This is a genomic window from Sutcliffiella halmapala (assembly GCF_002019665.1).
Classification (GTDB): Bacteria; Bacillota; Bacilli; order Bacillales; family Bacillaceae_I; genus Sutcliffiella_A; species Sutcliffiella_A halmapala.
Map to the genome: position 1 here is coordinate 1,631,127 of NZ_KV917375.1, position 24,383 is coordinate 1,655,509.

Consider the following 24,383-nt stretch of genomic DNA (forward strand, 5'->3'; position numbering starts at 1 on the left):
CAATCTCAAAGAGGAGGAGCAAAAAATGCGATGAAGTTAAACAAGATTGAATCCGTTTCAATTGCCTCAGAAGTATTTGACCAGCTAAGAGTGAAAATTATAAGTGGTGAATTAAAAAACGGAGAACGCTTAGTCGAAATGGAGTTAGCAAAATATTTAGGTATTAGCAGAACTCCTGTAAGAGAAGCAATACAACGATTAGAACAAGAAGGATTAGTCGAAATACTCCCTAGAAAACATTGCCTTGTTAAAGGAATTACCTTTGAATCTATCAATGAAATTATCCTCATACGTTCTTTATTAGAACCTACAGCCGCTAGAGTTGCAGCAACTAAAATCACCGATGAACAACTACTAAAACTAAAAAGCTATTTGGAAATGTCTGAAATGTACTTTCAACATGGAAGAGTTGATGAGCTTATAAAGGTTCATGATTTATTCCATGCTGAAATCATTAAAACATCAGGTTTGAATAGATTAGTCAGCATTTTAGAAAACCTGCATGACTATATTGTTCATTTTAGGCTATCTTTTTTGAGTAGACCCCATCTTGTAGAAAGATCCATCAAAGAACATTTTGAAATTTATGAAGCTTTATGTAGTCGTGATCCTGACAGGGTCGAAAAAGTATTTATTAAGCACCTTAGCGGAATTAAAGATTATGCAAAAGTTGTAATAGAAGATAATGCGCTTTTCGAACAAGAAAAAAATATAGAGTAGGGGGATTTTAATGAGTAATATTAAAGCGAAAATTGTATCCGAGGAAATTAAAGAAACAATTCGAGTATTAAGTGAGGAAGTTGGTCAACGGTTTGCTGGTACTGAAGGTGAGTGGGATGGTACTGAGTATATATATCAACGCCTTAGCGAGTTAGGAGTAAAAACAGAAAAGCAAGTATACCCATTTGTAGGGTGGGAGCCTAAAGGAACACCTGAATTAGAAATTCTGTCACCGGTGTCTCAAGTACTAAAAACTGCCTATTTACTATTTTCTGGATCTACGCCAAACACAGGAATTAAAGGAAAGCTTACATATCATGGAGTAAAAGGATTGATTCCTGGTGTTTATGACATGCCGTGTTACAATGTTTTAGGTGTTGAAGGGGATATATTGGCTCAAGTAGTTGTTAATAGCGGTGGTGATCCGATTGCACTATTGAATCCAAGAGCAAAGTTCCCAATTCCTGCAGTCGTAATGAGTAATGAAGATCATCTTAAAATCCAAAAGCTATTAAATGAAGGACAAGATGTTGAGGTGTTTGTAAAGGTAGAGGGACATATAAAGACGTGTAAATCTGCCAATATCATCAGTCACCCATATAAAACAAACAATACAACAAATAGGAAAAAAGTGATTATCTGCGCTCATTCTGATACAACATTGAATACTCCAGGAGCTTATGATAACGGTTCTGGTGTAGCTGGAATCATTGAGATTGCAAGAAAATTAAATAAGAATCAATATGATTTTCCTTTCGATATAGATGTTATCGCATTTTCCAATGAAGAAGTGGGTTTCATTGGTGCAGATTATTATGTGAACAATTTGAAGGAAATGGGAAAAATTGATGAAATAGCAGCTGTTATAAATTTAGATCAAATCAGTGCTGGGGATAAAATATGGTCATGGGTTGGTCCTGAGGATTTCCGTCAAAAAGTGGAGGAAAGTTTTAGAGAATCTGGGGCTTATGACAGAAATGACTTCACAGTTGATGTGGATACGCCAAAAGCTGGTGCAGACGAATGGATGTTTCATTTAGAGGGTATTCCGACTGCTTTACTTATGTTTTGGAGATTACCAGACTATCATCGCCCGACAGATACCATTGAAAAAATCGAATATGACAAAGTGGAACTTATTATCGAAACTGTCTTTAATTTACTCAATAAAATAGAGTAAAGGGGATTGTTATGTCGAAAAAAACCATCTTTTTCTTATTGGCTCCATCAATCTTGATTTTACTGGGATTATTCATCCTTCCCTTAATAGTAGTTCTTAATAATTCTATCTTAGATGAACATGGAAAAATAACTCTCCAGCACTATCTTTCATACTTTAATGATCCATATTATTTATCAATTACATGGAGGTCAATAAAAATTTCTTTATTGACAACTTTTATAACATTGTTCGTCGGGTACTTTATTGCCTACTTTACTACTAGATATATTCAAAATAAAAAGCTTAAGAGAATTGCTTATATAGTCATTATTTCACCTTTATTTACGAGTGCGGTCGTCAGATCATTTGGCTGGATGGTTATCTTGGGGAATAACGGATTTATTAACAAAACGCTATTAGGATTAGGTATCATCTCACAGCCTTTAAAACTACTTTACAACGAGACTGGTATCATTATTGGTTTAGTGTATATATTAGCCCCTTTTATGATTTTATCAATTTCAACTGTATTGGAAAATATAGATGCAAGATTAGAAGAGGCGGCTGCTGATCTAGGCTTGAGTCCGCTTCAAACCTTCCTAAAGGTAACATTGCCTTTAACAGTCCCAGGAATATTAGTTGGAAGTGTGATGGTTTTTTCTCTGGCGATTAGTGCATACGTAACCCCTGCTATGCTTTCTGGTGGCAAAGTGCAATTGATAGCAACCGTAATTTATGAACAAATGATGCAGGTTTTTAACTATCAATTCGGTTCTGCAATTGCATTTGCAGTGTTGGTTTTTAGCTTATTAATTATTAGTATGAATCATTATTTATTAAAAACAGATTGGGTTGAGGAGGGGAGACGTTGATTTCTAAAGTGGTTATGTGGATAGTAGGAAGCTCGCTACTTTTATTTCTAGCCTTCCCTTTACTAGTTTTGATTAATGTTTCATTTACTGAACTAAATTATTTAAGTTTTCCTGGAGAAGGATTTACATTGAAGTGGTACAGAAAACTATTTGAAGATGCATCATATATTGAATCCTCTATATACAGTTTTAAGTTATCAGGTACTGCTACTTTTTGTGCGATATTAATTGGTATTCCTGCTTCTTATGGTTTAGCAAGGAATAATTTTAAAGGCAAAGGTATTGTGATGAATTTTATTTCGTCCCCACTTTTGCTTCCTCAAATCTTTTTAGGTTTAGCTTTACTGCAGTTTTTTTACTACTTTATGAATAGTCCTCAGAATTTCTTAACCTTAGTGTTTGCTCATATAGTTATTACGTTGCCGTATATTGTTCGGACGTGCGTGAACAGTTTTATAGGGATTAGCCCTTACATTGAAGAAGCAGGAAGAGATTTAGGAGCAGGCGCATGGAAAACATTTTTCAGTGTGACTTTACCTCTTATGAAATCTAGTATTATTGCAGCTGCTTTGTTTGCGTTTGCTGTTTCTTGGATCAATGTAGAAGTAACGATTTTCTTAACCTCTGCGGATCAAATGGCGCTTCCTGTGAAAATGTTCAATTATGTTCAGTACAGTATTGATCCGATGATAGCTGCTGTTTCAGCAATGACGATTTACCTTGCTTTTTTCTTAATTCTCATTATTGATAAGTTAGTAGGAATTGAAAATATTGCTTCAAAATAAACAATGAGACTAGGGGAGATTCTATGAAAAATCGAGGTTTGTATATAATGTTATTTGCAGCTCTTTTAGTATTTCTTGCTGGATGTGGAAAGCCTGTTCAGCCGAAAAGTGAAGCGACAAAAGCAAATACAAATGTCAAAGAAAATGAAATATCCATTGCTATTTTTGGTGGAGATTGGGGAGAAACGATTAAAACTCATATCATTAAACCTTTTGAAGAAGAGACTGGTATAAAGGTCAATATCATTGAAGGGAATTCAACGACAACGTTCTCCCGTTTATTACAGGAAAAAGGATCTCCTACTATTGATTTGGCCTTAATGGATTCTGGTATTTCTGAACTGTCATATGAAGAAGGGATTGTCGAAAGTATAGACAAAAATAAACTTAAAGAAAGCGATAAACTTTTGCCAGAAGCTTATCAAGTTCATGGTGAAGATATATTTGGTATAACTTTAGGTTACTGGGGATTAGGAATTGTATATAACAAGGAAATGATAAGTAACCCTCCAAAATCTTGGGAAGATCTTTGGAATGATGAATACAAAGGAAGATTAACAGTCCCTACACCAGCTACTACAGGTGGGCTTCCTTTGTTGGTACAAATCTCTGAGCTTGAAGGGGATGTGGAAGGCACAGTCGAAAAAGGGCTTGGTAAAATGAAGGAATTAGAAGTAGTTGCTTATTTTAATGGATCCGGTGCGGCGACAAATCTTTATCAAAGTGGGGAAGCTGCAGTTGGGGCTCATTATGGAGGACCAGCATATGTAATGAAAGATCAAGGTTTGCCGTATGAATTCATCATTCCAAAAGAAGGAGTTTTGGGAGCAGGAAGCTTTTGGCATATAGTGAAAGGTACAAAAAAATCTGACCAACTGTATAAGTTTTTGAATTTTGCTACAACTAAAAAGGCGCAAGAAGGTATTGCTAATGATTTATATTTGGCCCCAGTTCATAAGGAAGTTGAATTAGAAGAAAAAACCCTAGAAAGAATGCCATATGGTAAAAATGGTTCAATCCAAGATTTAAACATGCCGGACTATCATCTTATAAACCAGTATAGAGAAGAATGGAGTGAACTCTGGAACAGAGAAATCGGAAATTAAGGGGGAGTTATAGTGTTAGCTGTTCCAACCATAGTAAACAAAACATTACATGAAACCGAAGAAAAAAACAGCATTATCGAATTTAATGGTGTTACAAAGAAATATGGTCAAGCGATTGCAGTAGATAATATATCTTTCAGTATAAAAGAGGGAGAGTTTTTATCTCTCCTTGGGCCAAGCGGATGTGGGAAAACAACTACTCTTAGAATGATTGGTGGATTTGAACTTCCAAGTCACGGAAGTATAAAAATTGACGGAAAAGAAGCAGGTAAATTACCACCTAACCATCGTCCGGTAAACACGGTATTTCAAAATTATGCTTTATTTCCTCACTTAAGCATTTATGATAATATCGCTTTTGGACTGAAGCAAAAGAAAATATCCAAGGAACAAATCAAAAATGATACGAATGAAATGATTGAAATTATGGGACTACAGCAGCATATAGATAAATATCCAAGACAACTATCAGGTGGTCAACAGCAAAGGGTCGCGTTGGCAAGAGCTCTGATAAATAAGCCTAGAGTATTGCTATTGGATGAACCACTAGGTGCTTTAGATTTGAAGTTAAGAAAAAAGATGCAATTCGAATTAAAAAAACTTCACGAACAATTTAAGATTACGTTTATTTATGTAACACATGATCAAGAGGAAGCATTAATGATGTCGGATAGAATTGCTGTTATGAATCAAGGAAAAATCGAGCAAATCGATACGCCACAAAGGATTTATAACAACCCAAGCACTCTTTTTGTATCCGATTTTATAGGAGAAACGAATGTAATAGATGTAGAATTATTACAGGATCAGGATAAGAAAGAGGTTTTAAAAGAATTTCCGGAACTTAAAATCGAAAATAAAAAGCTTGTAATCAGACCTGAACACCTCACCGTATCCAAAAATCGCTTACAGTCTAATCGAATTTATTTAGAAGCAAAAATGAAAAAAATTCATTTTGTTGGATCAAAAAGAGTGATTGAGTTTACATCAGGGTCTCAAGAGATTATTGTAAATCTACCAGACGAGGAGATTTTAGATCAATTTAGCGAAAATATTTACCTATCTGCCAAAAGCAGTTTGGTGAGAATACTTTAGCGTACTATAACTATCTCTAGTAATGTTACATGTAGTAGGGTTTCGGTTCTTGCTGATTGTAACATCATAATTGAAAATTTTTAATGTACATGAGAATATTAAGAGGTTTGAAACATAGCAGATGATGGTATGTACTAAACAAGATACAAAAGAAAAGGAGTAGATGGTTATCTACTCCTTTTCTTTATGTTTAATATAACAATTCTGTTAGCATCCTTGTTATTAAGAAGAAAACAATTCTGTAAAGATTATTCATTTGATGGTTTATTTTAACTCTAGTTTACATAGTATCATTATTAATAATTGTAACGAATAGCAGAGTTCGTTCAGTGTGAAATGTAAAAAAAGTAATATATAGAACTCTTTACTAAATCTTAATACAGCGTTCTTAAAGGTAAGTTATACTTTTAACAAGTGCAAGTTTTGTTAGTTGCTTTCTGATTCTTGACGCTCTAATTCCACAAGTTTTTGCACTAAAATATGCTGTGGAATGTGCATGATTTGCTCGATGGGTACATCTAATGCTTTTGCGAGTTTTTGAGCAGTTTCAGCTGAAATTTGTAATGGGCGCATCAAAATCACCTCGATTTTTAATAATATTGTGCACTTTCAAGATATTTACTAAATAGTACATTAGTTGATCAAAAAATGTCGGTAAAACGAGAAAGGTGTGAAAATATGACGAAAATTTTTGGTCATCGTGGGTCAGCGGGTACACATCCGGAGAATACGATGATTAGCTTTAAACAGGCTGTTATCGATGGTGCTGATGGTATTGAGCTTGATGTACAATTAAGCAAAGATGGGATACCTGTTGTCATTCATGATGAAAAAGTAGACCGGACAACGAATGGTAAGGGTTTTGTTCAAGACATGACACTTAAAGAATTGCAAAATTTAAATGCTGTCTATAAATTTGCAAATAAATATAAGACTGCCACGATTCCAACCCTAGAAGAGGTCCTAAGCTGGGCGTCAAATAATAATATTTACATCAATATTGAACTGAAAAACGGAATCATTGCTTATGAAGGCTTAGAAGAAAAAGTAGTGGCACTTGTAACAAAATTTAAGCTACAATCGCGTATCATTTTCTCAAGCTTTAATCATTATAGTATAGCAAAGCTACATGTGCTAGTACCAGAGATAGAAAAAGCAGTATTATATATGGAAGGTATCTATAAGCCGTGGGAATATACAAAGTGGGTGGGTGCGCAATCTATTCATCCTAATATTAAAGCTTGCCCTGCTGAATTGATTGAGCAATCTCAAGTGGAAGGGGTGCCAGTCAGACCTTTTACCGTAAATGATCAAAAGGTAATGCAAAAGCTATTTACGATAAAGTGTGCAGGTTTCTTCACGGATTATCCAAAAATTGCTGTGCAATTAAAAAACTAGGCTGCCATGAAGATAAATTGTCTTTTTTTAAAGACTCTGTTTATTTCCGTATCAGGTATAGGCTTGGCTGCTCGATTTAACGAGTCGAAAATAAGAGAAAAACCGGATTTAGCAATAGCTGATCCGGTTTTTATTTTTGGAATTTTTTTTGAACTTTACTGCGTTTTCGATCACGATAAAAAATAAAGCCTGCTACAAACCATAGTCCAATTAGGAAGAAGAGTAGCCCGATTAAAAACTGAAGCCATAGGGCTGGAATCAATGGGTGGGAGATACTAAATACCATATCTCTCATTAGCTTTATTCCATAAACAGCGATACATCCTGGAATTAGTATGATGATTAATGCTATAAGTCGTTGCATAAGCAGATGGGCCTCACTTTCAAAGCGTTTCGTAAATATTATAACAGATTTTCACTTGCTTAGAAGAAAAATAACGTTTATGATGTAAGTGTGCAAGATATTTCATATGTTTTTAAGAACACTATGAATTTTCTTTCAATTTACAACTGGATGACATAAAAGTAGAAAATGATTTAGCTAGTCGTTCTTAACTTGATAAAGGGGTTTGTTATGCAGACTGTACTTATAGTTGGCGCTGGTAATGGTGGCTCTGCGATTTTAAAAATGTTAACGCATTCAGGGATGTTTAACCTAATCGGAGTAGTTGATGTTAATAAGAATGCTGCGGGGTTAGCGTTAGCAAACCAAATGGGGATACCGGTTGGAGAGAAGTGGGAGAGTTTTCTTGCGGAAAAAATTGATATCATCATTGAAGCCACCGGATCCGAAGTTGTTTTTCAAGAAATCAGAGAAAAGAAAGATAAAAAAACAGTACTTATCCCTGGAACTGTCGCCCATATTACGGCGAAGTTAGTGGAAGAAAAAGAAGAACTAATCGCTAAGATGAAATATGAGTCTCACAAACGAGATTTAATTTTTAATCTCCTTAACGACGGGCTATTGGTAGTGGATCAAACGGGCAGGGTCATTCTTTTTAATAAGAGTGCTCAAAGAATATCCGGGATAAAAACAGAGCATATCCTTGACAAGCACGTTTTAGATTACATTCCTTCCAGCAGATTAATTGATGTAATACATATAAAAAGAGTAGAAAAGAACAAAGAAATGTTGCTTGAGAATGGAAAAAAAATCATTACCACAAGATCACCATTAATTGATGAGGATGGTAATGTGATTGGAGCATTTGCTGTTTTCAAGGATATTACAGAAGTGGTTAATTTAGCGGAGGAAGTTACAAATCTAAAAGGTATTCAAACGATGCTTGAAGCAATAATTCAATCATCTGATGAAGCTATTTCTGTGGTAGATGAATTCGGACGTGGGTTGATGATTAACCCAGCTTACTCTAGACTTACTGGCTTAAGAGAAGAACAAATCATTGGGAAGCCTGCAACAGCTGATATTTCTGAAGGTGAAAGTATGCATATGAAGGTACTTGAAACAAGGAGAGCTGTTCGTGGGGTGAATCTGAAGGTAGGTCCAAGTAAGAAAGAGGTTATTGTAAATGTTGCTCCGATAATCGTTGATGGAAAGTTAAAAGGAAGTGTCGGAGTAATCCACGATGTTTCTGAAATTCAAACCCTGACGACAGAACTAGATCGGGCTCGCCAAATTATTCGGACACTTGAAGCAAAATACTCTTTTGAGGATATCACCGGAACTTCTGAGGAAATGAGCTTAGCGATTGAACAAGCGAAGTTAGGGGCAAAAACACCTGCTACTGTTCTTTTAAGAGGCGAATCGGGAACAGGAAAAGAGTTGTTTGCTCATGCGATCCATAATGGAAGCAGCAGGAAATATAATAAGTTCATTCGTGTGAACTGTGCTGCCCTTTCGGAATCGCTCCTAGAAAGTGAACTCTTTGGTTATGAAGAAGGTGCATTTTCTGGTGCGAAACGTGGTGGGAAAAGGGGATTGTTTGAAGAAGCAAACAACGGTAGTATTTTCCTTGATGAAATTGGAGAATTGTCTGCTAATACTCAAGCAAAACTATTAAGAGTGTTACAAGAAAATGAAATCATTCGAGTTGGGGGAACGAAATCATTCTCCATTAATGTTCGAGTGATTGCAGCAACCAACGTAAATCTTGAAAAAGGAATAGCAAATGGTACGTTTCGTGAAGATTTATATTATCGCTTAAATAGAATGCCGATTCATATCCCTCCATTAAGAAGGCGGAGAGAGGACATTGAATCACTGGCTAAACATTTAATCAGAAAAATAAATCAAGACTATGGTAGAAATGTGGAAGGGTTAACGCCACATGCGATTAGTTACTTATCTTCATATAACTGGCCAGGTAATGTTAGAGAACTAGAAAATGTTCTTGGACGAGCCATCATTTTTATGAAATTTAATGAAGTTATGATTGATACAAATCATATCCCGCCTTTGACTCAAGGAGAAATGGTAAGTCAAGAATCATCGGAAGTCATTCCAGAAAACCATACACTTGTAGAAATGGTTGAAGGATATGAAGCGAAAATCATTCAGAAGACATTGCGTAAAAATAAAGGAAACAAAACGAAAACAGCAAAAGAGCTAGGAGTATCTATCCGAAATCTTTATTATAAGATGGAAAAATTCCACATTGAATAAATATGCATGCAAGAATATGCATATAACGCAAAAATCTGCATGATTCTATAATGAGAAATAAAGCGTTTTCAAGGAATCGGTGTTGGCACGCTTCTTGCATAATGTAAAAGTGGAGTAGAAAGGAAGGGTCGAATAAATGAAATTAGAAGAACTAATCAGCCAAGCAACCCAATTACCATCTAAGGTAGTGGCGATTGCTGCTGCTGAGGATGCAGAGGTCATGGAAGCTGTGGCACATGCCTTAAATAAGGATTTAGCTTCCTTTATCCTGTATGGTGATGAGGAAAAGATTGTAAGCTTACTTTCGACTCATCAAATCGATAGCACAAATCCAAATTTGCGCATCGTTCCAGCAAGCAACCCAAAAGAAGCAGCGCAATTAGCAGTAAAGGCTGTTTCGAGTAAGGAAGCAGATGTATTAATGAAGGGGAATGTTCCCACTGCAACTATTCTTAAAGAAGTACTAAATAAAGAATATGGCCTTCGAACCGGTAGTGTTCTATCACACGTCGCTGCGTTTGAAGTACCAGGGTACGACCAATTACTATTTGTGACAGATGCAGCAATGAATTTAGCTCCAACCATAGAACAAAAAGTACAAATTGTACAAAATTCTGTCGCAGTAGCTCGTTCACTAGGAATTGAAAATCCTAAAGTTGCTCCACTTGCTGCAGTAGAAGTAGTGAATCCTGCTATGCAGGCTACTGTAGATGCAGCACTATTGACTCAAATGAATCAACGTGGGCAAATTAAAAACTGTATCATTGATGGACCTTTAGCATTAGACAATGCGGTTTCTGCATTAGCTGCAGAACATAAAGGGATTAAAGGTGAAGTTGCCGGACAAGCGGATATTCTGTTTGTTCCTACTATAGAAGTAGGAAATGTCCTTTATAAATCACTTATTTATTTTGCTAAAGCAAAAGTTGGCGCCATCATATCGGGTGCAAAAGCTCCGATTGTATTAACATCTAGAGCAGACTCAGCAGAGAGTAAATTAAATTCATTAGCATTAGCTGTCTGTTCTGTTAAATAATATAACAAACTAAATTTTTTAACTATCTTGGGGAGGAATTAAATCATGGAAATTTTCAAATATATGGAGACTTACGATTACGAGCAATTAGTTATTTGTCAGGATAAAAAATCAGGCTTAAAAGCAATTATTGCGATTCACGACACTACGCTTGGACCAGCACTAGGTGGAACACGTATGTGGACTTATGCTTCTGAGGATGCAGCGATTGAAGATGCACTTCGACTCGCAAAAGGGATGACATACAAAAATGCAGCAGCAGGTTTAAACCTTGGAGGAGGAAAAACGGTTATTATCGGAGATCCTCGTACAGACAAAAACGAAGAAATGTTCCGTGCTTTCGGACGTTATATTCAAGGCTTAAATGGTCGTTACATCACTGCTGAAGATGTTGGAACAACAGTAGCGGATATGGACTTAATTTATGAAGAAACTAATTATGTAACTGGAGTTTCTCCAGCATTTGGTTCATCAGGTAACCCATCACCTGTAACAGCATATGGTGTATACCGTGGGATGAAAGCAGCAGCAAAAGCAGCATTCGGAACTGACTCTCTTGAAGGAAAAGTAGTTGCAGTTCAAGGTGTTGGAAACGTAGCATTTAACCTTTGCCGTCACTTACATGAAGAAGGCGCACAACTAATTGTTACTGATATCAACAAAGAAGCAGTACAACGTGCAGTTGAAGAGTTTGGTGCAAGAGCGGTTGATCCAAGTGAAATCTACAGTGTAGATTGTGACATTTACGCTCCGTGTGCTCTAGGTGCAACAATTAACGACGAGACGATTCCACAATTTAAAGCAAAAGTAATCGCTGGTGCTGCAAATAACCAATTACTTGATACAAAACACGGCGACATTATTCATGAAATGGGTATTGTTTACGCTCCTGACTATGTAATCAACGCTGGTGGAGTAATCAACGTAGCAGATGAGCTTTATGGTTACAATCGTGAGCGTGCTATGAAAAAAGTAGAGGGTGTTTATGATAACATCGCAAAAGTAATTGAAATTGCAAATCGTGACAATATCCCGACATACAAAGCTGCTGACCGTTTAGCTGAGGAGCGCATTGAGCGCATGAGAATGTCACGTAGCCAATTTTTACAAAACGGACATCATATTTTAAGCCGTCGTAACGGACGCTAATATATAGAAAAATTAGGAACGTGGGGCTGTCCTTATCAATTTTAGGGACACCCCTGTTACCTGTTAATAATGGAGGTTTCCACATTGTTAGAAAAGGAATATCGCATACTTGTCATCAATCCAGGATCAACATCAACGAAAATCGGCGTCTATGATAATGAACGTTCTGTTTTTGAAAAGACGTTACGTCACGATAGTGAAACGATAAATTCCTTTGAATCGATCTTTGACCAGTATGAATTCAGAAAAACAACCATTCTAGAAACATTAGACCAAGAAGGCATAAACATCTCAAAGCTTCATGCTGTATGTGGACGTGGGGGGCTTCTTCGCCCGATTGAAGGTGGAACTTATGCGGTCAATCAAGAAATGCTACATGACCTAAAAGAAGGATTTGCAGGGCAACACGCCTCTAACTTAGGTGGAATTTTAGCTTATGAAATTGCAACAGGATTAAACATTCCATCCTTCATCGTTGATCCAGTAGTAGTAGACGAGTTATCAGATATTGCAAGAATTTCCGGATTCTCTCTTATTGAACGCAAAAGTATTTTCCACGCGTTAAATCAAAAAGCAGTTGCACGTAGAGTTGCAAAAGAGCTAGGTAAAAACTATGAGGACCTAAACCTGATTGTGACACATATGGGTGGTGGGATTACCGTAGGAACACATATTGGTGGACGTGTTGTTGATGTGAACAACGGATTACATGGAGACGGACCGTTCAGTCCTGAACGTGCGGGTACAGTACCAGCTGGTGAACTTGTATCCCTATGTTTCTCAGGAGATTACTATCGCGATGAAGTTATGAAAAAGCTTGTTGGACAAGGTGGACTAGTTGGTTACCTTGGCACAAATGATGCCGTACAAGTTGAAAAAATGATTGAAAAAGGCGATAAGCAAGCTGAGTTAGTTTATGAAGCAATGGCCTATCAAGTAGCTAAAGAAATAGCTTCAGCTAGTGCTGTCTTAGCAGGAAAAGTAGACGCAATCATTCTAACTGGTGGTCTTGCTTATGGAAAAGGATTTGTTAAGTCTATTTCTGATCGTATTAGCTGGATTGCGGATGTTATCGTACAACCAGGTGAAAATGAGTTGCAAGCACTGACAGAAGGTGCGCTTCGAGTTCTACGTGGAGAAGAGAACGCAAGGGTTTACCCAGGCAATAAAGTAGAAAACAAAGTACGCAGCTAAGAAGGGAGAGGCAAACATGGCACAAGAATATGATTTAGTCATTCTAGGTGGGGGAACAGGTGGTTATGTAGCAGCTATCCGTGCATCTCAGCTTGGCTTAAAAACAGCAGTTGTAGAAAAGAAAAAAATTGGTGGAACATGCTTACATGCAGGTTGTATTCCAAGTAAAGCATTACTACGCAGTGCTGAAGTTTTTGCACAAACAAAAAACAGTGAAGAATTTGGAGTAATTTCTGGTGAAGTGAAATTAGACTTCTTCAAAGTACAAGAGCGTAAGCAAAAAATCATCGACCAACTTCATGGTGGAGTTCAGCATTTAATGAAACAAGGGAAAATTGATGTTTTTTATGGTACAGGACGTATACTAGGACCATCGATCTTCTCTCCAATGCCTGGAACAATTTCCGTTGAATTCGAAAATGGCGATGAAAATGAAATGCTAATTCCGAAAAACGTAATCGTAGCAACAGGCTCTCGTCCTCGTTCTTTACCTGGACTTGAAATTGATGGTACACAAGTAATGACATCTGATGAAGCACTTTCTCTTGAAGAGCTTCCAAAATCTATCATCATTGTTGGTGGTGGAGTTATTGGAATCGAGTGGGCATCTATGTTAGACGATTTCGGAGTAGAAGTTACGGTTTTAGAATATGCGGACCGCGTTCTACCAACAGAAGATAAAGAAGTGTCTAAGGAAATGCAACGACTACTTAAAAAGCGTGGAATTAAAGTCGTTACAAGTGCCAAAGTACTTCCGGAAACATTAGAAAAAGCAACAGATTCCGTTACGATAAAAGCAGAGCATAAAGGAGAAGCGAAATCCTTTACAGCAGAAAAAATGCTAGTATCTGTCGGTCGTCAAGCAAACGTTGAAGGCATCGGAATTGAAAACACAGACATTCAGGTAGAAAAAGGGTTTGTTAAAACGAATGATTTCTTCCAAACAAAAGAATCTCACATATATGCAATCGGTGATGTAATTGGCGGATTACAACTTGCACATGTTGCTTCTCACGAAGGAATTGTCGCAGTTGAACACATTGCTAATGAAAAACCGGCTCCAATTGATTACTCAATGATTTCCAAATGTGTATATAGTAGTCCAGAAGTGGCAAGTGTAGGATATACGGAAGAAGAAGCAAAAGAAAAAGGATTTGACGTGAAAATTGGGAAGTTCTCATTCCGTGCGATTGGGAAAGCGCTAGTTTACGGAGAATCTGATGGATTTGTGAAGCTTGTGGTAAACAAAGAAAACGATGATATTCTAGGCGTTCATATGATCGGTCCTCACGTAACAGACATGATCTCTGAGGCTGGCTTAGCAAGAGTTCTTGATGCAACACCTTGGGAAATCGGACACACAATCCACCCACATCCGTCGCTTTCAGAAGCAATCGGAGAAGCGGCACTAGCAGTAGACGGCAAGGCAATCCATTCTTAATAAAAAGAATCTGTTAAAGTACAGTGTTATTTTTTTAGGTACCTAGCTGTTGATTGGAGCACGAGGCGAAGACTCCTTGCTCAGAGATAGCGTTTTGTGGAGACCCCACAGGCAAAGCCGAGGAGGCTCCACAAGCGCCCTCTGGATAAGCGCAGCCTCGTGCGGAAATCAACAGCGGTGTATAACAGAGCTAATAAAAAAAGTAAAAAAGAAAATAAGGGAGCAGTTCTTGCTCCCAACTTTCTACATAATAGGAGGTAAAACACATGGCAGAAAATCGCCACCAAGCTTTAGGGCTAAGTGATGAAAATGTATTAGACATGTTTGAAACAATGTTATTAGCGCGCCGTATTGACGAGCGTATGTGGTTATTAAATCGTGCAGGAAAGATTCCATTCGTAATCTCTTGTCAAGGTCAAGAGGCTGCGCAAGTAGGAGCTTCCTTCGCATTAGACCGTGAGAAAGATTATGCCCTACCATACTACCGCGACATGGGTGTAGTATTAGCTTTTGGTATGACTGCAAAAGAATTAATGCTTTCTGGTTTTGCGAAAGCCGAAGATCCAAACTCTGGTGGTCGTCAAATGCCTGGTCACTTTGGACAGAAGAAAAATCGTATCGTAACAGGTTCATCCCCTGTAACAACGCAAGTACCACACGCTGTAGGTGTCGCACTTGGTGGCCGTTTAGAAGGGAAAGATCTAGTAACATTCGTAACTTTTGGTGAAGGTTCTTCTAACCAAGGAGACTTCCACGAAGGTGCGAACTATGCAGCAGTTCACAAATTACCAGTAATTTTCATGTGTGAAAATAATAAATACGCTATCTCTGTCCCTTACGAAAAACAGGTGGCTTGTGAAAAAATTTCTGACCGTGCCATTGGATACGGAATGCCTGGTATTACAGTAGATGGTAACGATCCACTTGAAGTTTATGCTGCAGTGAAAGAAGCAGCAGACCGTGGTCGCAGAGGCGAAGGTCCAACACTTGTTGAGGCTATCTCTTACCGTTTAACTCCTCACTCCAGTGATGACGATGACAGAGCTTACCGTGAGCGTGATGAAGTAGCAGCAGCGAAACAAAATGATCCAATTATTAGCTTTGCAGCTTACTTAAAAGAAGCTGGCGTGTTAACTGATGAAAAAGAAAAAGAAATTAACGATAAAATTATGAACACTGTAAACGAAGCTACAGAATACGCAGAAAATGCTCCATATGCAGATGCAGAATCAGCTATGAAGCATGTTTATGCAGAGTAAGGGGGAACCATCATGGCAGTTATTTCTTATATAGATGCAGTAACAATGGCCATCCGTGAAGAGATGGAACGTGATTCAAAGGTTTTTGTACTTGGAGAAGACGTAGGACTTAAAGGTGGAGTATTTAAAGCAACTACTGGCCTTTACGACCAATTCGGAGAAGATAAAGTTATCGATACACCACTTGCAGAATCAGCAATTGCTGGGGTAGCTATCGGTGCGGCAATGTATGGAATGCGTCCAATTGCAGAAATGCAGTTCGCTGATTTTATCATGCCTGCTGTTAACCAAATTATCTCAGAAGCAGCGAAAATTCGTTACCGTTCTAACAACGACTGGACTTGTCCATTAGTTGTACGTGCGCCATACGGCGGTGGAGTTCACGGTGCGCTTTACCATTCTCAATCTGTGGAAGCTATTTTTGCAAACCAACCTGGATTGAAAATCGTTATGCCTTCTACACCTTATGATGTAAAAGGTTTACTAAAAGCTGCGATTCGTGACGAAGATCCTGTATTATTCTTCGAGCATAAGCGTGCGTACCGTCTAATCAAAGGTGAGGTACCAACAGACGACTATGTACTTCCAATTGGTAAAGCAGATGTTAAGCGTGAAGGTGAAGATATCACAGTCATCACATACGGTCTGTGTGTACACTTTGCATTACAAGCGGCAGAGCGTCTTGCACAAGATGGTATTTCTGCTCACATTCTTGACTTACGTACAGTTTATCCACTAGATAAAGAAGCGATTATGGAAGCTGCTTCTAAAACAGGAAAAGTACTTCTACTTACAGAGGATACAAAAGAAGGAAGCATCATGAGTGAAGTATCTGCAATCATTGCGGAAAACTGCTTATTCGATTTAGATGCTCCAATTATGCGTCTTGCTGGTCCAGATGTACCGGCGATGCCTTATGCTCCAACGATGGAGAAATATTTCATGGTTAACCCAGATAAAGTTGAAAAAGCAATGCGTGAGTTAGCACAATATTAATCAGAATACGATCTTTCAGTATAAGAAAAGATAGTGGTTTAAGCTTGCTTCTTTACTGAAAAAGGAGGTAAACATCATGGCAGTTGAAAAAATTACGATGCCACAGCTTGGGGAGAGCGTAACTGAAGGTACAATCAGTCGCTGGATCGTAAGCGTGGGCGATAAAGTTAATAAATATGACCCTCTAGCAGAGGTAATGACAGATAAAGTAAATGCAGAAATCCCATCTTCTTTTACAGGTACTATTAAGGAACTTGTAGCAGAAGATGGCGACACATTAGCAATTGGAGAAGTTATCTGCTATATCGAAACAGAAGGTGGAGGAGTAGCAGAAGGTACTACTTCTGAAGCACCAAAACAAGAGGCTTCTGCACCGAAAGCAGAGGCTGCGGCAGCACCTGCTGAAACAGATGCAGACGCGCCGAACAAGAGCCGTTATTCACCAGCGGTTCTACGTCTAGCTCAAGACAATAATGTTGACCTTGCGCAAGTAAAAGGAACAGGTGCCGGCGGACGTATTACACGAAAAGATATTCAAGCAGTTATTGCATCTGGTAATATTCCAACTGCAGACTCAAAACCAGAAGCGGCAGCAGCGCCTGCTCCAGAAGCGGCACCTACGAGCAAGCCAGCAGCACCAGCAGCAACGAGTGCTCCAAAAGCACAACCAGTAAACGTACCAGTGGAAGCTGGCGATATCGAGATTCCTGTATCAGGTATCCGTAAAGCAATCGCGACAAACATGCTACGTAGTAAGCATGAAGCTCCACATGCTTGGACAATGATTGAGGTAGACGCAACAAACCTTGTTGGATACCGTAACTCATTAAAGAACGAATTCAAGAAAAAAGAAGGTTACAACTTAACGTTCTTTGCTTTCTTCGTAAAAGCAGTAGCTCAAGCGTTGAAAGAATTCCCACAAATCAACTCTATGTGGGCTGGCGACAAAATCGTACAGAAGAAAGATATTAACATTTCCATCGCGGTTGCGACAGACGACGCATTATACGTTCCTGTTATCAAAAATGCAGATGAGAAAACAATCAAAGGTATTGCTCGTGAAATTACCGATTTAGCTAACAAGGTTCGCGCTGGTAAATTAACATCTGCAGAAATGCAAGGTGGAACATTTACAGTGAACAACACTGGCTCATTCGGATCTGTTCAATCCATGGGTATCATTAACTACCCACAAGCAGCAATCCTACAAGTAGAATCTATCGTAAAACGCCCAGTTGTCATGGATCACGGCATGATCGCAGTTCGCGACATGGTTAACCTATGTATGTCCCTAGACCACCGCGTTCTTGATGGATTAGTATGTGGTCGCTTCTTAGCTCGTATTAAAGAAATTATTGAGAAAATGTCTAAAGAGAATACTTCTATTTATTAATAGAGTGATGAGAGAACTGACGGGCTTAAGTGCCTGTCGGTTTTTTTGATTTGCTAGGAAAAGGAGGGGCGGCTCGGAAAGATGGACAGCTGGCTCAGAAAGGCGAGGGTCTGGCTCATAAATGTATGAGACTGGCTCAGATAAGAGTAATCAGCTCACAAAATAGTCAAACCGGCTCAGAAAAGTGTAGAGTCCGCTCACAAAACTGGCAAACCAGCTCACAAAAACGAAAAACCAGCCCAATAACCCAGAAAACATTCCTCCACTCCAAATGTTTTCTTTCATTGCCGTCTCCCCATAACTATATTAAAATAAAAATAAGGAATTTTTAGTTTTATGTGAACTTTTTGATAGATTTTATTGGTTTTCGCCTTTTTTGAAAGCGATTACTAATGAGAGTTAGAGGGGGATGGGACATGAATCAGTTAAGTAAAATGAGAGTCAACAGCTTCCCTGAAGCAACTATTCAGGATTGGACTGAGCAAGCGGAGAAGGCATTAAAGGGTAAGCCAGTTGAAAAGCTTTCGACTCATACATATGAAGGTATTACTCGTAAGCCAGTATACACCGATACTGATTTAGAAGAATTACAATCGGTTAACACGGTTCCTGGAAGCTTTCCTTTTATTCGTGGAAGTCAACCAGTACAGTCACAGAAGGCAAATTGGACAGTAAGCCAGCAGCTTTCACCATTGGAAACTTTCGCCCAACTTAATCATCAGCTACAGCATGAATTAAAAAATGGTCTTGAGGCAATTAACTTTTCTATCTATCCAGCAAGTTGCCATAGAGCCCTACCAATACGAAAAAGTAGTGACATAGACACTCTTTTAACCAATCTTCCTCTAGATACTGTTCCAGTTCAAATCTATGCAGGAACTAGTTTATCAACTTTTTTACAATTATTAAAAAATAGCACGATATCATCACTTAAAGGCATTATCGGAGTCGATCCAATCGGCGAGCTAGTAAAAGAAGGGAAGCTAACAGCTACTCTCAATGACTTATACGATGAATTAAAAAGTAATTTAGATTGGAAGCGTGAGCACTTACCAGAAGTTAAAACTCTTTGGGTTCAAGCAACTCCATATCATAACAGTGGCGCTAGTGCAGTGGAAGAACTTGCCGTGACCATGGCAACGGCAACAGAATACTTACAAGCACTTGTAGAACGAGGAGTACCTATTCAAGAAGCGGCAAGTGAATTTGCATTTACGTATCCTGTTGGAAGTGACTTTTTCATGGAGATTGCAAAGTTAAGAGCAGCAAGGCTTCTATGGGCTAATATAGTAGAAGCTTTTGGTGGAGATGAGCATGTACAAAAAATGACAATCCATGGGACAACGTCTCCTTTTACTAAATCAGAGCTAGATGTGCATGTTAACATGCTACGTACGACAACAGAGGCCTTTTCTGCCGTTATCGGGGGAGTGCAAAGCTTGAATGTCGATAGCTTCCAATCAGAAGCAGATACATTTTCGAGAAGGATTGCGCGAAATACGCACTATATTTTAAAAGAAGAAAGCTTCCTATCTCATGTAGTAGATCCAGCAGCGGGTTCTTATTATGTGGAATCCCTAACTCATCAACTAGCAGATGATGCTTGGAAACTATTCCAAGGAATTGACGAAGCTGGTGGTATCGTAGAAGCTTTAAAAGCGGGTTTTCTTCAAGAAAGAATAGCGAAAGTAAGAACGAAACGCTTACAAGACATCGAAGGTAGAAAGAAAGTATTAGTTGGAACAAATATGTATGCTAATTTGGCTGAAAAGCTTGAAAAAATGAGTCATAGTAATGTTCAAACAGAGTCTGGATCAGAAGCTGGTGTAACGATGACTATTACCCCATTAAAGCCTATTACTTTAGCACAACCATATGAACAGTTACGTTTTCAAGCGAAGCAATTTGAAGAGAATACCGCTAAAAAACCAACGATTAGTATGATTAATTTAGGTACCTTAGCGGCACATAAGCCACGAACCGATTTTGCCTCTGGCTATTTCCATGTTGGTGGATTATTTACAATAGGTAGTCCGAGCTTTACAAATGTGGAGGAGTTTCAAGCATGGCTATCTACTAATCTAAAGACAAATTATGTTTGTATTTGTGGAAATGACGACTCGTATTCAACCATGCTAGATGACGTGTTAATGACGATCAAAAGAAATAGCCCTCATACAAATATCTTACTAGCAGGATTACCAGATCAGCAGAGAAAAGAGGAGTTGTTAAGCTTAGGTGTTACCGATTTTATTCATTTAAAATCCAATTGCTATGAGCAGCTCTCCGCGATTCATCAAGAAATGGGGTTGACACTAAATGAAGCCTAATTTTTCTACTAAACCATTAAACAAGAAAGCTAGTAGTTTACCTGAACATGCAGTAAGCCAGGACAACTTGGATGAATTGCTTTTTGAAACGAATGAGCAAATAAAATTAAAAGCAATTTATACAAAAGAGGATACGAAGGATCTAGGACATTTAGGGACGCTTCCGGGTATTGCCCCATATTTACGTGGACCTTATCCCACTATGTATGTGAATCGTCCTTGGACCATTCGCCAATATGCTGGATTTTCAACGGCTGAGGAGAGTAATGCCTTTTATCGTCGTAATTTAGAAATGGGACAAAAGGGACTTTCTGTAGCCTTTGATTTAGCAACGCATCGCGGCTATGACTCGGATCATCCACGAGTGGTAGGGGATGTTGGAAAAGCAGGGGTTGCCATCGATTCTATTTTAGATATGAAGATACTATTTGAAGGTATTCCATTGGATCAGATGTCGGTATCGATGACGATGAATGGCGCAGTTCTTCCGATTATGGCATTTTATATCGTAACAGCCGAAGAGCAAGGCGTTAGTCAAGAACAGCTATCAGGAACGATTCAAAATGATATTTTAAAAGAATACATGGTTCGTAACACGTATATCTATCCGCCAGAGATGTCGATGCGAATCATTGGTGATATTTTTTCGTATACGTCAAAGCACATGCCAAAGTTTAATAGTATTAGTATTTCCGGGTATCATATGCAGGAAGCGGGGGCGCCAGCGGATATTGAGCTTGCTTATACACTTGCAGATGGACTAGAATATGTTCGCACAGGCTTAGAGGCTGGAATTGAAGTAGACGCGTTTGCGCCACGTCTTTCCTTCTTCTGGGCAATCGGAATGAACTTCTTTATGGAAGTAGCAAAAATGAGAGCAGCTCGTTTTATTTGGGCCAAAATGATGAAGGAATTTAACCCGAAAAATTCGAAATCGTTGGCACTTAGAACGCATTCGCAAACTTCCGGCTGGAGCTTAACCGAGCAAGATCCATTTAATAATGTGGCTAGAACATGTATCGAGGCGCTTGCTGCAGCAAATGGTCATACGCAATCCTTGCATACGAATGCTTTAGATGAGGCGATAGCCTTGCCAACTGATTTCTCAGCAAGAATTGCACGTAACACGCAGCTTTATTTACAAGAAGAGACAGCGATAACGAAGGTGATTGATCCTTGGGCAGGCTCTTTTTATGTGGAGTCCCTCACCAATGAATTAATTGAGCGGGCGTGGAAGCATATTGAGGAAATCGAAGAGCTAGGCGGAATGGCCAAAGCAATTGAGACAGGTCTACCGAAAATGAGAATTGAAGAAGCATCTGCTCGCCGACAAGCGAAAATTGACTCTGGTAAAGAAGCGATTATCGGTGTGAATAAATTCCGTTTAGACAAAGAGGATACGGTCATTGATGTTTTAGACATTAATAATGAAGAGGTTCGCAAAAAGCAAATTGAACGTCTGGAGTCGCTTCGTGAAAATCGTGACGAAGTAAGGGTGGTAGCTGCACTTGAAGCGATAACTGATGCTGCAAAATCAGGAGAAGGAAACCTATTGGAGCTTGCAGTGGAAGCGGCAAGAGCCCGAGCAAGTCTGGGAGAGATTTCCTTGGCAATAGAGAAAGTAGCGAATCGCCATCGTGCCATTATACGTTCGATTAGTGGTGTCTATAGTAGTGAATTTTCTAATGAGGAAGAGATAAATGGCGTGAAACAACAAATCGAAGAATTTTATGAATTAGAAGGTAGAAGACCAAGAATTATGATTGCGAAAATGGGGCAGGATGGTCATGACAGAGGGGCTAAAGTCATTGCCACTGCCTTTGCAGACTTGGGCTTTGATGTGGATATCGGACCTCTTTTCCAAACACCAGAGGAAACTGCCCTGCAAGCAGTTGAAAATGATGTGCACGTAATAGGAATCAGCTCCCTTGCTGCCGGACATAAAACTTTATTGCCGCAGCTGGTAGATGAATTGAAAAAATTAAACCGTGAAGACATTATTGTCGTGATTGGTGGAGTAATACCGGCTCAAGACTATGAATTCCTATATAGCAAAGGTGCTTCCGCTATCTTTGGACCTGGAACGGTCATTCCTCGAGCAGCCGAGAAGGTATTAGAGGAAGTCTATCATCGCCTTGGTTATGAGGATGTGGAAGCAACTAATGAGTAAAGAACGCAAAAAGGTACTTCGTAAACAAGAACGAAGCGCTGAGGAAATAATTGCAGGAGTGAAAGCTGGTATTCGTTCTGATTTAGCGCAGGCGATCACCCTTGTCGAAAGTAATGCTGAGCGGCATTTTCAAAAAAGCCAAACCATTCTACAAGAGATTATGAATGCAACTGGTAAATCAGTCCGCATTGGGATTAGTGGCGTTCCTGGTGCTGGAAAAAGCACGTTCATCGAGGCCTTTGGTTTGTATCTATGTGGAATTGGAAAGAAGGTTGCTGTACTTGCCGTTGATCCAAGTAGTTCAAAGACTGGTGGAAGTATTCTAGGGGATAAAACGAGAATGGAACAGCTTGCAAGACATCCCCAAGCATTTATTCGCCCATCGCCTTCAAGTGGTACGCTTGGAGGAGTTCATCGAAAAACACGAGAGAGTATTCTTTTATGTGAAGCTGCTGGATATGATGTCATACTTGTGGAAACCGTTGGAGTTGGGCAAAGTGAAGCGATTGTAAGAGACATGGTCGACTTTTTCTTGTTACTGGTTTTAACAGGTGCAGGAGATGAGTTGCAAGGAATGAAGAAGGGAATCATGGAGCTAGTCGATGCTGTTGTCGTCAATAAAGCAGATGGGGATAATAAAGCTAAAGCCATGAAAACTGCGGAAGAGTATAAGCAGATTCTCCATTTTTTGCAGGCAGCTACAAAAGGGTGGGAGACCCAAGCCTTTACTTGTTCTGCCTTACATAATGTCGGGATCGATAAAACCTGGGACGTTATCACGGATTTTCTGGAGACAACAAAAGCTTCAGAAGAGTTTTACGAACGGAGAAACGAGCAAAAGAAGACTTGGCTCTATACATCGTTAAAACATCAGCTAGAAATGCTGTTTTTCCATAATAGCTCGATAAAAAAACAGTTACCAGAGATAGAAAAACAGATTAAAGAAGATCAAGTTTCCGTCTCCATTGCTGTGAATCAGTTAATGGAAATGTATAAAAAAGAGCAATAAAAAAAGGAAAGTGAACGTTCACTTTCCTTCATCTAGGGAGAGTTGGGGTATGGAATTCTAGATGTTACTTTTATAATACCCCATCATTTTATAATTAAACTTGCATTTTATTTTCTTTATCCGTCAGAAATTGGTATGATAGTAATAGTTTAAAATAGAGGTGAGACAACATGAATATGGATTTTAATTTATTTATGAATGATGTTGTTCGTCAAGCTAGAGAAGAAATGGAAACGGCTGGCTACGAACAATTGAAAACAGTAGAAGATGTAGAAGAAGCATTATCACGCAAAGGCACCACGCTTGTTATGGTAAACTCCGTTTGTGGTTGTGCAGGTGGAATTGCTAGACCAGCAGCGTCACATGCTGTCCATTACGATAAACGCCCAACAAACCTTGTAACAGTATTTGCCGGGCAAGATAAAGAGGCAACAGAAAAAGCTCGTGAATACTTCGAAGGTTTTCCACCATCCTCTCCATCATTCGCATTATTAAAAGATGGAAAGATTATTACAATGGTAGAGAGACATGAAATCGAAGGACATGCGCCAATGTCTGTAATCACAAAGCTACAAGGATATTTTGACGAACATTGTGAAGAACTTTAAGAGGATCGCAGCGTAGAGACGCTGCGATTTTTTTTTA

At 38.8% G+C, this 24,383-nt stretch carries 21 protein-coding genes; 19 read left to right on the top strand and 2 right to left on the bottom strand.

Annotation, left to right across the window (positions count from 1 at the left end):
- Positions 1-30: 30 nt before the first annotated feature.
- From BK580_RS07855 to BK580_RS07880, 6 genes are read left to right on the top strand one after another with little or no spacing between them, the layout of a single operon-like run.
- Positions 31-720, top strand: a complete 690-nt coding sequence (locus tag BK580_RS07855; protein WP_078379791.1) for a GntR family transcriptional regulator — start codon at positions 31-33, stop codon at positions 718-720.
- 10 nt (positions 721-730) lie between these two features.
- On the top strand, positions 731-1,900 hold the full coding sequence (locus tag BK580_RS07860) for a M28 family metallopeptidase (RefSeq protein ID WP_078379792.1): 1,170 nt from the start codon (positions 731-733) through the stop codon (positions 1,898-1,900).
- A gap of 11 nt (positions 1,901-1,911) precedes the next feature.
- The gene (locus tag BK580_RS07865) at positions 1,912-2,754 is read left to right on the top strand and encodes an ABC transporter permease (RefSeq protein ID WP_078379793.1); all 843 of its coding nucleotides are present in this window, start codon (positions 1,912-1,914) and stop codon (positions 2,752-2,754) included.
- A complete protein-coding gene (locus BK580_RS07870; RefSeq protein ID WP_078379794.1) occupies positions 2,751-3,539 on the top strand; it encodes an ABC transporter permease in 789 nt (262 codons plus the stop codon). The genes BK580_RS07865 and BK580_RS07870 overlap by 4 nt, the downstream gene beginning before the upstream one ends.
- Positions 3,540-3,562: 23 nt before the next feature.
- Positions 3,563-4,645, top strand: a complete 1,083-nt coding sequence (locus BK580_RS07875) for an ABC transporter substrate-binding protein (RefSeq protein WP_078379795.1) — start codon at positions 3,563-3,565, stop codon at positions 4,643-4,645.
- A 12-nt stretch (positions 4,646-4,657) separates the two neighbouring features.
- Positions 4,658-5,740, top strand: a complete 1,083-nt coding sequence (locus tag BK580_RS07880) for an ABC transporter ATP-binding protein (RefSeq protein ID WP_328589042.1) — start codon at positions 4,658-4,660, stop codon at positions 5,738-5,740.
- 426 nt (positions 5,741-6,166) lie between these two features.
- On the opposite strand, the gene BK580_RS07885 is transcribed toward BK580_RS07880, so the two are convergent.
- Positions 6,167-6,313 (bottom strand): YycC family protein, encoded by a 147-nt coding sequence (locus BK580_RS07885; protein ID WP_078379796.1) that lies wholly within the window; start codon positions 6,311-6,313, stop codon positions 6,167-6,169.
- Between the two features lie 105 nt (positions 6,314-6,418).
- Between BK580_RS07885 and BK580_RS07890 the strand changes: the two genes are divergently transcribed.
- A complete protein-coding gene (locus tag BK580_RS07890; RefSeq protein WP_078379797.1) occupies positions 6,419-7,138 on the top strand; it encodes a glycerophosphodiester phosphodiesterase in 720 nt (239 codons plus the stop codon).
- 130 nt (positions 7,139-7,268) lie between these two features.
- Here the strand turns inward: BK580_RS07890 and BK580_RS07895 are convergent, their stop codons facing one another.
- On the bottom strand, positions 7,269-7,502 hold the full coding sequence (locus tag BK580_RS07895) for a DUF2627 domain-containing protein (RefSeq protein ID WP_078379798.1): 234 nt from the start codon (positions 7,500-7,502) through the stop codon (positions 7,269-7,271).
- A gap of 210 nt (positions 7,503-7,712) precedes the next feature.
- Here BK580_RS07895 and BK580_RS07900 point away from each other — a divergent pair, with 210 nt between their 5' ends.
- From BK580_RS07900 to BK580_RS07955, 12 genes are all read left to right on the top strand, one after another.
- Positions 7,713-9,761, top strand: a complete 2,049-nt coding sequence (locus BK580_RS07900) for a sigma 54-interacting transcriptional regulator (protein WP_078379799.1) — start codon at positions 7,713-7,715, stop codon at positions 9,759-9,761.
- A gap of 136 nt (positions 9,762-9,897) precedes the next feature.
- A complete protein-coding gene (gene yqiS, locus BK580_RS07905; protein ID WP_078379800.1) occupies positions 9,898-10,797 on the top strand; it encodes a phosphate butyryltransferase in 900 nt (299 codons plus the stop codon).
- Between the two features lie 45 nt (positions 10,798-10,842).
- Positions 10,843-11,946, top strand: a complete 1,104-nt coding sequence (gene bcd, locus BK580_RS07910; protein WP_078379801.1) for a branched-chain amino acid dehydrogenase — start codon at positions 10,843-10,845, stop codon at positions 11,944-11,946.
- 69 nt (positions 11,947-12,015) lie between these two features.
- Complete coding sequence (gene buk / locus BK580_RS07915; RefSeq protein WP_211279011.1) at positions 12,016-13,140, top strand: butyrate kinase; 1,125 nt, start codon at positions 12,016-12,018, stop codon at positions 13,138-13,140.
- Between the two features lie 16 nt (positions 13,141-13,156).
- Positions 13,157-14,581 carry a dihydrolipoyl dehydrogenase gene (gene lpdA / locus BK580_RS07920; RefSeq protein ID WP_078379803.1) on the top strand — a complete coding sequence of 475 codons (1,425 nt, stop codon included), beginning with the start codon at positions 13,157-13,159 and terminating at the stop codon, positions 14,579-14,581.
- Positions 14,582-14,847: 266 nt separating this feature from the next.
- A complete protein-coding gene (locus BK580_RS07925) occupies positions 14,848-15,840 on the top strand; it encodes a thiamine pyrophosphate-dependent dehydrogenase E1 component subunit alpha (RefSeq protein ID WP_078379804.1) in 993 nt (330 codons plus the stop codon).
- A gap of 12 nt (positions 15,841-15,852) precedes the next feature.
- Positions 15,853-16,836, top strand: coding sequence for an alpha-ketoacid dehydrogenase subunit beta (locus tag BK580_RS07930; RefSeq protein ID WP_078379805.1), 984 nt, complete (start codon positions 15,853-15,855; stop codon positions 16,834-16,836).
- 76 nt (positions 16,837-16,912) lie between these two features.
- The gene (locus tag BK580_RS07935; protein ID WP_078379806.1) at positions 16,913-18,229 is read left to right on the top strand and encodes a dihydrolipoamide acetyltransferase family protein; all 1,317 of its coding nucleotides are present in this window, start codon (positions 16,913-16,915) and stop codon (positions 18,227-18,229) included.
- 416 nt (positions 18,230-18,645) lie between these two features.
- Positions 18,646-20,559, top strand: coding sequence for a methylmalonyl-CoA mutase subunit beta (locus BK580_RS07940; RefSeq protein ID WP_169864862.1), 1,914 nt, complete (start codon positions 18,646-18,648; stop codon positions 20,557-20,559).
- Entirely contained in the window at positions 20,549-22,729 is a 2,181-nt protein-coding gene (gene scpA / locus BK580_RS07945; RefSeq protein WP_078379808.1) for a methylmalonyl-CoA mutase, read from the top strand. The genes BK580_RS07940 and scpA overlap by 11 nt, the downstream gene beginning before the upstream one ends.
- Positions 22,707-23,738: a methylmalonyl Co-A mutase-associated GTPase MeaB gene (meaB, locus tag BK580_RS07950; RefSeq protein ID WP_408055239.1), complete on the top strand. Its 1,032-nt coding sequence runs from the start codon at positions 22,707-22,709 to the stop codon at positions 23,736-23,738. Before scpA ends, meaB begins: the two co-directional genes overlap by 23 nt.
- A gap of 170 nt (positions 23,739-23,908) precedes the next feature.
- Positions 23,909-24,346 (top strand): BrxA/BrxB family bacilliredoxin, encoded by a 438-nt coding sequence (locus tag BK580_RS07955; protein ID WP_078379810.1) that lies wholly within the window; start codon positions 23,909-23,911, stop codon positions 24,344-24,346.
- The last annotated feature ends 37 nt before the right edge of the window (positions 24,347-24,383 follow it).

Coding starts and splice junctions, on each gene's coding strand:
- BK580_RS07865 (WP_078379793.1), top strand. CDS start 1,912: ATGTCGAAAAAAACCATCTTTTTCTTATTGGCTCCATCAATCTTGATT.
- buk (WP_211279011.1), top strand. CDS start 12,016: ATGGAGGTTTCCACATTGTTAGAAAAGGAATATCGCATACTTGTCATC.
- BK580_RS07935 (WP_078379806.1), top strand. CDS start 16,913: ATGGCAGTTGAAAAAATTACGATGCCACAGCTTGGGGAGAGCGTAACT.
- meaB (WP_408055239.1), top strand. CDS start 22,707: ATGTGGAAGCAACTAATGAGTAAAGAACGCAAAAAGGTACTTCGTAAA.
- BK580_RS07930 (WP_078379805.1), top strand. CDS start 15,853: ATGGCAGTTATTTCTTATATAGATGCAGTAACAATGGCCATCCGTGAA.
- BK580_RS07855 (WP_078379791.1), top strand. CDS start 31: ATGAAGTTAAACAAGATTGAATCCGTTTCAATTGCCTCAGAAGTATTT.
- lpdA (WP_078379803.1), top strand. CDS start 13,157: ATGGCACAAGAATATGATTTAGTCATTCTAGGTGGGGGAACAGGTGGT.
- BK580_RS07900 (WP_078379799.1), top strand. CDS start 7,713: ATGCAGACTGTACTTATAGTTGGCGCTGGTAATGGTGGCTCTGCGATT.
- BK580_RS07895 (WP_078379798.1), bottom strand. CDS start 7,502: ATGCAACGACTTATAGCATTAATCATCATACTAATTCCAGGATGTATC.
- bcd (WP_078379801.1), top strand. CDS start 10,843: ATGGAAATTTTCAAATATATGGAGACTTACGATTACGAGCAATTAGTT.
- BK580_RS07890 (WP_078379797.1), top strand. CDS start 6,419: ATGACGAAAATTTTTGGTCATCGTGGGTCAGCGGGTACACATCCGGAG.
- BK580_RS07875 (WP_078379795.1), top strand. CDS start 3,563: ATGAAAAATCGAGGTTTGTATATAATGTTATTTGCAGCTCTTTTAGTA.
- BK580_RS07955 (WP_078379810.1), top strand. CDS start 23,909: ATGAATATGGATTTTAATTTATTTATGAATGATGTTGTTCGTCAAGCT.
- BK580_RS07925 (WP_078379804.1), top strand. CDS start 14,848: ATGGCAGAAAATCGCCACCAAGCTTTAGGGCTAAGTGATGAAAATGTA.
- scpA (WP_078379808.1), top strand. CDS start 20,549: ATGAAGCCTAATTTTTCTACTAAACCATTAAACAAGAAAGCTAGTAGT.
- BK580_RS07885 (WP_078379796.1), bottom strand. CDS start 6,313: ATGCGCCCATTACAAATTTCAGCTGAAACTGCTCAAAAACTCGCAAAA.
- BK580_RS07940 (WP_169864862.1), top strand. CDS start 18,646: ATGAATCAGTTAAGTAAAATGAGAGTCAACAGCTTCCCTGAAGCAACT.
- BK580_RS07860 (WP_078379792.1), top strand. CDS start 731: ATGAGTAATATTAAAGCGAAAATTGTATCCGAGGAAATTAAAGAAACA.
- yqiS (WP_078379800.1), top strand. CDS start 9,898: ATGAAATTAGAAGAACTAATCAGCCAAGCAACCCAATTACCATCTAAG.